Origin of the sequence: Azoarcus sp. TTM-91, from assembly GCF_012911025.1 — a bacterium.
GTDB lineage: Bacteria > Pseudomonadota > Gammaproteobacteria > Burkholderiales > Rhodocyclaceae > Azoarcus.
In genome coordinates, this window is record NZ_WUEI01000059.1 from 19104 (window position 1) to 28168 (window position 9065).

The 9065-nt window shown below is 71.2% G+C and carries 12 protein-coding genes; 9 read left to right on the top strand and 3 right to left on the bottom strand.

The features are described from left to right. Positions 1–13: 13 nt before the first annotated feature. Positions 14–223 (bottom strand): hypothetical protein, encoded by a 210-nt coding sequence (locus GRF61_RS15495; protein ID WP_169151535.1) that lies wholly within the window; start codon positions 221–223, stop codon positions 14–16. Positions 224–391: 168 nt separating this feature from the next. Here GRF61_RS15495 and GRF61_RS15500 point away from each other — a divergent pair, with 168 nt between their 5' ends. Next, complete coding sequence (locus tag GRF61_RS15500; RefSeq protein WP_169151536.1) at positions 392–880, top strand: CBS domain-containing protein; 489 nt, start codon at positions 392–394, stop codon at positions 878–880. 143 nt (positions 881–1023) lie between these two features. Here GRF61_RS15500 and GRF61_RS15505 read toward each other — a convergent pair whose 3' ends face one another. After that, positions 1024–1182, bottom strand: a complete 159-nt coding sequence (locus GRF61_RS15505; RefSeq protein WP_169151537.1) for a DUF3309 family protein — start codon at positions 1180–1182, stop codon at positions 1024–1026. Positions 1183–1704: 522 nt separating this feature from the next. On the opposite strand from GRF61_RS15505, the gene GRF61_RS15510 reads away from it, so the two are divergent. The 5 genes from GRF61_RS15510 (at position 1705) to GRF61_RS15530 (ending at position 4809) form a co-directional block, all read left to right on the top strand. Further along, on the top strand, positions 1705–1866 hold the full coding sequence (locus tag GRF61_RS15510; protein ID WP_133589218.1) for a DUF1328 family protein: 162 nt from the start codon (positions 1705–1707) through the stop codon (positions 1864–1866). 12 nt (positions 1867–1878) lie between these two features. Further along, entirely contained in the window at positions 1879–2376 is a 498-nt protein-coding gene (locus GRF61_RS15515) for a BON domain-containing protein (protein WP_169151538.1), read from the top strand. Continuing rightward, positions 2373–2876: a BON domain-containing protein gene (locus tag GRF61_RS25190; protein WP_348982410.1), complete on the top strand. Its 504-nt coding sequence runs from the start codon at positions 2373–2375 to the stop codon at positions 2874–2876. The genes GRF61_RS15515 and GRF61_RS25190 overlap by 4 nt, the downstream gene beginning before the upstream one ends. 118 nt (positions 2877–2994) lie before the next feature. After that, positions 2995–4335, top strand: coding sequence for a phospholipase D-like domain-containing protein (locus GRF61_RS15525; RefSeq protein ID WP_348982411.1), 1341 nt, complete (start codon positions 2995–2997; stop codon positions 4333–4335). 51 nt (positions 4336–4386) lie between these two features. Further along, positions 4387–4809, top strand: coding sequence for a CopD family protein (locus tag GRF61_RS15530; RefSeq protein WP_169151540.1), 423 nt, complete (start codon positions 4387–4389; stop codon positions 4807–4809). Positions 4810–4826: 17 nt separating this feature from the next. Here the strand turns inward: GRF61_RS15530 and GRF61_RS15535 are convergent, their stop codons facing one another. Further along, on the bottom strand, positions 4827–5399 hold the full coding sequence (locus GRF61_RS15535; protein WP_169151541.1) for a DUF2231 domain-containing protein: 573 nt from the start codon (positions 5397–5399) through the stop codon (positions 4827–4829). Between the two features lie 129 nt (positions 5400–5528). On the opposite strand from GRF61_RS15535, the gene coxB reads away from it, so the two are divergent. The 3 genes from coxB to GRF61_RS24620 all read left to right on the top strand — a co-directional run. Beyond that, the gene (gene coxB, locus GRF61_RS24840) at positions 5529–6245 is read left to right on the top strand and encodes a cytochrome c oxidase subunit II (RefSeq protein WP_248281269.1); all 717 of its coding nucleotides are present in this window, start codon (positions 5529–5531) and stop codon (positions 6243–6245) included. Continuing rightward, positions 6242–8863 carry a cytochrome c oxidase subunit I gene (gene ctaD, locus GRF61_RS15540; RefSeq protein WP_248281270.1) on the top strand — a complete coding sequence of 874 codons (2622 nt, stop codon included), beginning with the start codon at positions 6242–6244 and terminating at the stop codon, positions 8861–8863. Before coxB ends, ctaD begins: the two co-directional genes overlap by 4 nt. Further along, positions 8860–9065, top strand: a 206-nt coding sequence (locus tag GRF61_RS24620; protein ID WP_211166001.1) for a class I SAM-dependent methyltransferase, incomplete at its 3' end; no start/stop codon positions are given. The genes ctaD and GRF61_RS24620, both read left to right, overlap by 4 nt.

Here is a 9065-nt window from a genome sequence, read left to right on the forward strand (position 1 = left end):
CGGGCTCCCCCTTTCAATGGCGCGTGGGCGGCGGAATCTCCATGTTCACGGGTTCTTCCATTGGCGGCCCGGGCTCCGGCTCGGGATCGCGCAGCGGGTCGCGGTTGGGCACATGCTCGGGAACCGGATCGGGCGCGGGGTTGGGCACCGGTTCCGGCCGGTGGGCCCGCAGCGGGCAACTTGCCGCGGGCAGAGGAAGAACCGTCTCCATCGGGATGTGCATATCGGCCTCCGGATCATCGTGGCTGGGGATGTCGCAAACGGCGTGCCTCGCCCCCGGCGGGCGGGTACGGGGCTTGCAGCCCTCAGCTGCAGCATAGACCCGCCTGGAGCAGTCCTCAGGCGTATGGCTCCATGCTGCGTTTTTTCCGTTATTTCAAGGAGGTGCACCATGCTGGTACGAGATGCGATGAGCAGGGAGGTGAAGCTGGTCAAGCCCGGCCAATCCCTGCACGAAGCCGCGCGGATGATGGCCGACTGCGACGTCGGCTCCTTGCCGGTGGGTGAGAACGGCCGCCTGGTCGGCATGGTCACCGACCGCGACATCGCCATCCGTGGCGTGGCCGCCGGCATGCCGGGGGAGACGGCGGTGCGCGAGGTGATGAGCGAGCGGGTGAAGTATTGCTTCGACGACGACGACCTCGACGGCGTCGCCCGCAACATGGGCGACATCCAGTTGCACAGGCTGGTGGTGCTGGATCACGACAAGCAGATGGTGGGCATCATCTCGCTCGCCGACCTGGCCAACCGCCAGGGCGAGCGGCCAGCAGGGCAGGCGGTATGCGGCATCTCGCAGCCGGCGCGCAGCCCGGGCAGCTCCGCTACCCCGTCCGCAATCCACAATAGCGGCGGGCCGGGTTCCAGCAGCCAGATGTCCTGAGCCTGTCCTGAACCGTGGCCGGCCGTGGGCTGGGCTGCACGAGGAAACGCCCCTTGCGGGGCCGCCTTTCAAGCCGAAGGAGCGGCGGCCCCGCAAGGGGTCTTGCTGCTGGCGCGGCGCGGGGCAGGCCGCCGCGCCCGCCGCTATATCGCACCCATCAACAGCAGGACGAGGACGACCACCAGGACCAGGCCGATGAGGCCGCTGGGCCGGTAGCCCCAGCCGGCGCTGTGGGGCCAGGTAGGCAGGGCGCCGATCAGGAGCAGGATGAGGATGACCAGCAGGATGGTCGATACGGTCATGGCATGTCCTCCTTATTGTGGCGGCGGGGGGCCGCGGTGCCGGCAAAGGCGCAGCTTTCATGCCCGGCCCGCCGGGGGCGCGGCCAGGGGCGGCGGCCTGTAATAGTTACCGGACGGATGGCGTTTTTTCAGGGATTCGCGCGGGCGGAGACGCGGCGGCGGGCCTCGGCAAGCGGAAAGAGCCGAAAAACCCCGCCAAAGCCAGGGGGAAGCGGGAGCAAGACGGGTGAAAGCGGCAGAAATCCTCTTCAACACGGGGTTTCACGGCCCTGGCCGGTGAAAGTGGCTGCCGAACGCCGGAAGAAAGGCTGGTGGCGGGATGAGTGCGCCGGGCGCGGGAGTGGGCGCAAAGACTGCGTTTCGGGTGGGTTGCCGGGCAGCGGGAATCTGAATGCCGCTCTGGCTCCCCGGTGGCTGCGGCCTCCACGCGGCCGGTGCAGTGGCGGTCAGCCGCCGGGGGAGGCACGCCGATTGCTGCCGCGACGGTCGTAAACAGCCGCTTCCGGACCGAGGAGGTCAGCCATGCTCTATTACGCCGCGGTTTTCCTTGTCATCGCCATCATCGCCGCCCTGTTCGGCTTCGGTGGCATCGCTGCCGGCGCCGCCGGCATTGCGAAGATCCTGTTCTACATCTTCCTGGTGGTCTTCGTGGTGTCCCTGGTGCTCGGTGTCCTGCAACGCTAGCCGGGGAGGCCGATGAGCATGAACAGCATGAGCCCGCCGATTTCCCTGGGCGCCGCAGCCGCCGCCAGCCTCGCCGGTTTCCACGGTGCCGGCGCGCTGCCGCCCCTGTTTGCCGTCGTGCGCGGCGACCTGCCCGCCGGCGCCGCGACGGCACGGCGGCCACGCCCGGCCCGCCTGTTCGTCGCCTTGTTCGCCCTCTGCAGCCTGGCGTTGGCCGGCTGCGGCGACAAGATACAGACGGAGGAAGGCCCGACCTCGGTCAGCGAAACCTCCCGCCGCGCGCCGGAGCCGATGAACGACGACGTGCTGAGGGCGCGGGTGAACGCTGCGCTGGGCGCAGACAGCCGGGTGCAGGCCAGCGCGATCACCGTCACCGTCAGCCGCGGCCAGGTCACCCTGAACGGTCTGGTGCCGGCCGACCAGATCACCCGGGCGGACGCCATCGCCCGCGAAGTCACCGGCGTGGAGGAAGTGATCAACGCCCTCCGCCCGGTGATGGCGGCGTCGTGAGCCGCGCCGCCGCACGCAGCGCCCGCCGCGCCATCGCGCGCTGGGGCCGGCGCGAGCACCGCGATCCGGCCGGCGCCGCGGCGCGCGGTGGCGGCCATCCGCACGCCGCCGACCCTGCGGCCGCGTCGGCGCGCGATTCCGAATCCAGGCTTTCCAACCACCGGAGGAACCCGGCGATGATGAACAGACGATCCATGTTAGGCGCTGCTGCCGCGGCGCTCGCGCTGCCGCTGCTTGCGGCCTGCGCGCCCACCGCCACCCGCCAGTCCACCGGCGAATACGTAGATGACGCCACCATCACCGCCCGGGTGAAGGCCAGGCTGGTGGACGATCCGGCGGTGAAGGCCCGCGAAGTGAAGGTGGAAACCTATCGCGGCGTGGTGCAACTGAGCGGCTTCGTCGCCACCGCGGCGGAAGCGCGCCAGGCGGTGGAACTGGCGCGCGGCGTCCCGGGGGTGCAGTCGGTCAAGAATGACATCCTCATCAAGCCCGCACCCTGAGCCTGCAGGCTCGCGCCCAGAGCCGACGGGCCCGCATCCCGAGCCGCCAGCCCCCGCGGGCAGGCGCTGGCCGCAGTGGGGGCTGCTGCTCCTGCTGTGCGCCTTGCTTGGCGCCTGCGTGTCCGGCCCGGCGGCCCCGCTGCCGGAGGCGGCCGGCAAGCCGCGCCTCGCCGAACTGCGGGTGGAGGACGAACGCGGCCCGCTCAGCGCCCGCCGCGCCGAAGCGGCGCTGCGCCGTCTCGGCCGCGATGCCAGCGAGCACAGCCTGCTGGCGCACCACCTCGCCCAGGTGGAGGGCGTGGTCAGCACGCCGCTGGTGTTGGGCAACGATGCCCACCTGCTGGTGGATGGCCCGAAGACGCAGGACGCCATGTTCCAGGCCATCGCCCAGGCACAGCATCACATCGATCTCGAAACCTACATCCTCGAAGCCGACGGTGCCGGCGAGCGCCTGGCCGAGCTGCTGGAGGAGCGGCGGGCGAAAGGCGTTGAAGTGCGGGTGCTGTACGACAGCGTCGGCTCCATCGCTACCCCGGCCGCCTACTTCGAACGGCTGCGCGCCGCCGGCGTGGCGGTGTGCGAGTTCAACCCGGTGAATCCGCTGCGGCTGGCGCGCGACACCCGGCTCAACATCAACAACCGCGACCATCGCAAGATCCTGGTGGTGGACCGCCAGGTGGCGTTCACCGGCGGCATCAACATCAGCGCCGTCTACAGCTCGGGCTCCTTCGGCCGCAAGGTGAAGACGCCGGACCCGAAATCCGGCTGGCGCGACACCCACGTCATCGTCCGTGGCCCGGTGGTATCGCAGTTCCAGAACCTGTTCGACGAGGGCTGGCAGAACCAGCGCTGCCAGCCGGAAACCCCGCCGCGCGAAGCGGTGCAGGCCAAGGCGCCCGGCCGTGCCGGCGCGATGGCGATGCGGGCGGTGGCCGCCGACCCGGCCAGCCAGCGCAGCGAACTCTACGTTGCCCTGCTGTCCGCCATCGACCACGCCAGCAAGCGGGTCTGGCTTACCTACGGTTACTTCGTGCCGGACGAGCGCACGCTGGAATCGCTGGTCGCTGCCTCCCGGCGCGGGGTGGACGTGCGCCTGGCGCTGCCCGGCTTCAGCGATTTCTGGGCGCCTTTCCACGCCGGCCGTTCCCATTACGACACCTTGCTGGAGGCGGGCATACGGGTGTTCGAGCGCCGCGATGCGCTGCTGCACGCCAAAACGGCGGTGATAGACGGCGTGTGGTCCAGCGTCGGCTCCACCAACCTGGACTGGCGCAGCTTCGTCCACAACTACGAGGCCGACGTGCTGGTGCTGGACGCCGGCTTCGCCCGCGAGATGGAGGCCTTGTTCGCCCGCGACGAGGCCGCCTCCCACGAGATCCTGGCGCAGGAGTGGAAGCGCCGCGATGTCGGCGAGCGCTTCCTGGAGTGGCTGGCCCGGCGCTGGGAATACTTCCTGTGAAGGCGCTGGCAGGCGGGGGCCGTCCATCATCCGCACAATCCGGGGGCGCCCATGCCTTGGCTGAAAGTCTTCCACTTCGCCGCGCTCATCGTCTGGTGCGGCCTGTTGCTCTACCTGCCGGTGCTGGTGCGCGCCGCCTGGGCGCCGCAGGACGCAGCCGAAGACCGGCTGCACGCGCGGCTGGCGCGCCTGCTCTTCATCGGCTTCGCCACACCGGCTGCCTTGCTCGCCATCGCCTCCGGCACGGTGCTGTTCCTGCGCGAGGACGTGGTCCAGCTGTGGCTGGTGGCCAAGCTCACCGCGGTGGCCGGCATGGTGTGCTGCCACGCCGGCTGCGGCGCGCTGATCCTGAAGGTGGAGCGCGATCCGCCGCCGCCGCTGCGCTTGCGCGCGCGGGCGGGCGCTTGCGGCCTGGGCGCGGCGCTTTCCATCGGCCTGACGCTGTGGCTGGTGCTGGCCAAGCCTTTCCAGTGAGCGGCGCCGCCTTGCCCTCAGGCGCCGCTGCGGCCCTCCGCTTCGGCCGCCGCGGCGCCCGGCGGCGCATGCGCTTCCACCGGCCGGCTCTTGTGATGCACGCCCACCGCATGCTCGTAGACCAGGCGGCCGCCGAGGTAGCCGGCGAGGGCGATCAGCACCGCGGTGAGCAGGGAGAGCCAGGGGCCGGCCAGCGCCACGCCGTCTTCCGCGCGCAGCCGGACCAGCCAGTTGAGCGAGGCGGCGGAGAGCATCATCACCGCGATCAGCGCATGGCACCAGGCGGTGATCTTTTCCCGGATACGCCGCACGCTGAGCAGATCGACCAGCCCCATGGCGCTCGCCAGCCAGCCGCCGCCGGCGCCGACGCCGGCCAGCCACAGGCCGGCGCGCGCCCAGAAGGGGTCGGCGGTGAGCCACCAGCCGGCATCCACCGCCACCAGCCCGATCAGCGCCGCCACCGGGAAGTGGATCAGCATGGGATGCAGCGGATGGCCGCCGATGGCGGCGCGGCTGCGTATCGGCTCGGGCACTTCGTCCGGCAGTGGCGGCGCCAGAGGCAGGTCGGGCAGATGGGGGCGGTGGGGCATGGAGCTCTCCTCAAGTCCGGGTTCGAGGGCGGCGGCGCGGCCATCCGCGCGGGAGGGGCAGTGGCGGTGGTCGCTGCTTCAGGGTGTGCGCCTGCCGGCGGCCAGGGGCCGGGGCGACGGGCTGCGGCATTGGGCCATTCCCCCGCCGGGGGCGGTCTTGCCGGCCTGCTGGCCGGCGTGTTGGCTTGCGTGCTGGCTGGCTGCGCCGGGCCGGTCTCCACCCTGCAACCGGCGGGCCCGGCGGCGCGGGAGGCAGCGCAGCTGTGGTGGGGCATGCTGACGGTGGGCGTGATCGTGCTGATCGGCGTGGTGGCGCTGTGGCTGCATGCGCTGCGGCGGCCCTCGGCCATGGTCGGGCCCGCGGAGGCGAAGCGCATCACCCTGCTGTGGTTGGTGGGTGGCGGCCTGCTGCTGCCGGGCTTCACCCTCATCGCTCTGCTGGCCTTCGGCATTCCGGCCGGCCATCGGATGCTGCCCCTGCCGCTCGCCGGCGGCGAGGCGCCGCTGCGCATCGAGGTCATCGGCCACCAATGGTGGTGGGAGGTGCACTACCCGGACAGCGGCGTGGTGCTGGCGGACGAGTTGCATCTGCCGGCCGGCCAGCCGGTGGATGTGGTGGTGCGCAGCGCGGACGTCATCCACTCGTTCTGGATTCCCCGCCTGGCCGGCAAGATCGACATGGTGCCCGGGCGCAGCAACCTGATCCGCCTGCAGGCGGACGAGGCGGGCGAGTACCGCGGCCAGTGCGCCGAGTACTGCGGCGTCAGCCACGCCTTCATGGTGCTGCGGGTGGTGGCCCACGAACCGGCGGCCTACGCCGCCTGGCAGCAGGAGCGCGGCGGATGAGCGGCGAGGCGAGCGACTGGCCGCGGCCCCGGGGCGGCGGAAAGGGCGAGGGAGGTGGCGCGGGCACCGGCGCGGCCGACAAGGTTCCGCAGTCCAGCGACGGCGATCCCGACCCCGCCCGCCTGCACGAGGACTTCAACGCCGTCTGGGGCAACCCGCGCGGCTGGCGCTCGGTGACCATCGTCAATCACACCGCCATCGGCCTGCGCTTCATGCTCACCGGCCTGGGCTTCTTCCTGTTCGGCGGCCTGCTGGCGATGCTGATCCGCACCCAGCTGGCGCTGCCGGGCCACACCATCATGACGCCGGAGGTGTATGCCCAGGTCTTCACCATGCATGGCACGGTGATGATGTTCCTGTTCGCGGTGCCGATGATGGAAGGGCTGGCGGTGTACCTGCTGCCCAAGATGCTGGGCGCGCGAGACCTGGTGTTCCCGCGGCTGTCGGCGCTGGGCTACTGGTGCTACCTGTTCGGCGGGCTGATCCTGTGCGCAAGCCTCTTCCTCGGCATCGCGCCGGACGCCGGCTGGTTCATGTACACCCCGCTGGCCAGCGCCACCTATACGCCGGGGCCGAACTCGGATTTCTGGCTCATCGGCATCACCTTCGTCGAGATCTCGGCGGTGTCCGCCGGCGTCGAGCTGGCGGTGTCCATCCTGCGCGCCCGCGCGCCCGGCATGTCGCTGGACAAGATGCCGCTGTATGCCTGGTACATCCTGACCATGGCGATGATGATCATCATCGGCTTTCCGCCGCTCATCCTCGGCAGCATCCTGCTGGAACTGGAGCGCGCGGCCGGCATGCCCTTCTTCGACCCCACCCGCGGCGGCGATCCCATCCTGTGGCAGCACCTGTTCTGGCTGTTCGGCCATCCGGAGGTGTACATCATCTTCCTGCCGGCGGCCGGCATCGTGTCCACCCTGCTGCCGGTGTTCGCCCGCCGGCCCATCGTCGGCTACGCCTGGGTGGTGGTGGCGGTGCTCACCACCGGTTTCATCAGCTTCGGCCTGTGGGTGCACCACATGTTCACCGTCGGCATTCCGATGCTGGCGCAGGCCTTCTTCTCCGCCGCCAGCATGCTGGTGGCCATCCCCACCGCCATCCAGGTGTTCTCCTGGATCGCCACCCTATGGCTGGGGCGGCCGGTGTTCCACCTGCCGATGTTGTGGCTCACCGGCTTCCTCGTCATCTTCGTCGCCGGCGGCCTCACCGGGGTGATGCTGGCGCTGGTGCCTTTCGACTGGCAGGTGCATGACACCCACTTCGTCGTCGCCCACATGCATTACGTGCTGGTGGGCGGCATGTTCTTCCCGCTGATCGCCGGGCTGTACTACTGGCTGCCGCACTTTTCCGGCCGCATGGCCTCGCCGGCGCTGGGGCGCTGGGGTTTCTGGCTGGTGTTCGGCGGCTTCAACCTCAACTTCCTGGTGATGCACTGGACCGGGCTGCTGGGCATGCCGCGGCGGGTGAACACTTACGAGGCCGGGCTGGGCTGGGACCTGCCCAACCTCGTCTCTTCCATCGGCGGCTTCATCATGGCGGCCGGCGTGGTCACCGTGCTGGCGGACATCCTGCTGCACTTCCGCTTCGGCCGGCCGGCGCCGGACAACCCGTGGCAGGCGGATACGCTGGAGTGGGCCACCGCGCTGCCGCCCAGTCCCTACAACTTCATCAGCCTGCCTCGGGTGGAGGGCCGCCACCCGCTGTGGGACCAGCCCGGCATCGGCCGCGAGCTGGCCGCCGGCCGTGGTGGCCTGGCGGTGATAGACCACGGCCGGCGCGAAACCTGGGGCACCGATCCGGCCAGCGGCGAGGTGAGGGAGATCATCCACCTGCCGGGCAATACCGCGCTGCCCTTCCTCGCCGCGCTGTCGCTGGCGGCGCTGTGCATCGCGCTGCTGGCCAAGGCCTACGGCGTGGCGCTGGCGGCGGCGGTCGTGGTGGCCGGGCTGCTGCTGCGCTGGTCGTGGGAAAACGGCGCCCACCCGGCCGCCGCGCCGGACGCCCGTACCGCGCCCGGCGACCCGCCGCTGCATTCCCGTACCGCCGATGGCCCCGGCCTGTGGGGCATGGCGCTCACCCTGCTGGCGGATGGCGCCCTTTACCTGGCGCTGCTGTTCGGCTGGTTCTACCTGTGGACGGTGGGGCCCACCTGGCAGGTGCCGGAGGGCGGCGGCATGGCCGGCAGCGCCGGCCGCCTGCTGCTGGCGGCGGCGGTGGTGCATACCCTGGCGCAGTTCGGCATGCGCCGGATGGCGCGGGGCGGGGCGCTGCGGCACGGCGCTGCCGCCTTTGCCGCGGTGGCGGCCGGCGGTGCGTTGGCGCTGGGGCTGGTCTACGCCGCGCTGCAGGCGGCCGCGCTGGTGGTGACGGCCACCGCCCATGACGCGGTGATCGCGGTGGTGCTGGGCTATTCCCTGGCCCACCTCGGCATGGCCACCGCCGTCACGCTGCTGCAGGCGCTGCGGGTGCGCCGCGGTTACGTCGGCCTGGAAGCGCCCTACGAACCGCTGGTGGTGGCCCGGCTGTGGCACTACAACGGCGGCGTGCTGTGGAGCAGCTATGCGGCGCTGGTGCTGTTCCCGCCGGCCTGGGGTGGCGCCTGGGGTGGCGTATGAGGCCGCCGGCCTTCCACCCGGCGCAGATTCCGCTCGGCCTCACGCTGTGGAGCCTGTGGTTCGTGGCGCTCTATGGCGGCACCGGGGCGCTGACGCTGGCGCTGGCGAGACGCCTGGCCGCACCCGGGCGCAGCACTGGCATCGATCTCTCCCGGCCGATGATAGAAGCCGCACGGGGCCGGGCAACCCGCGCGGTGTCGCC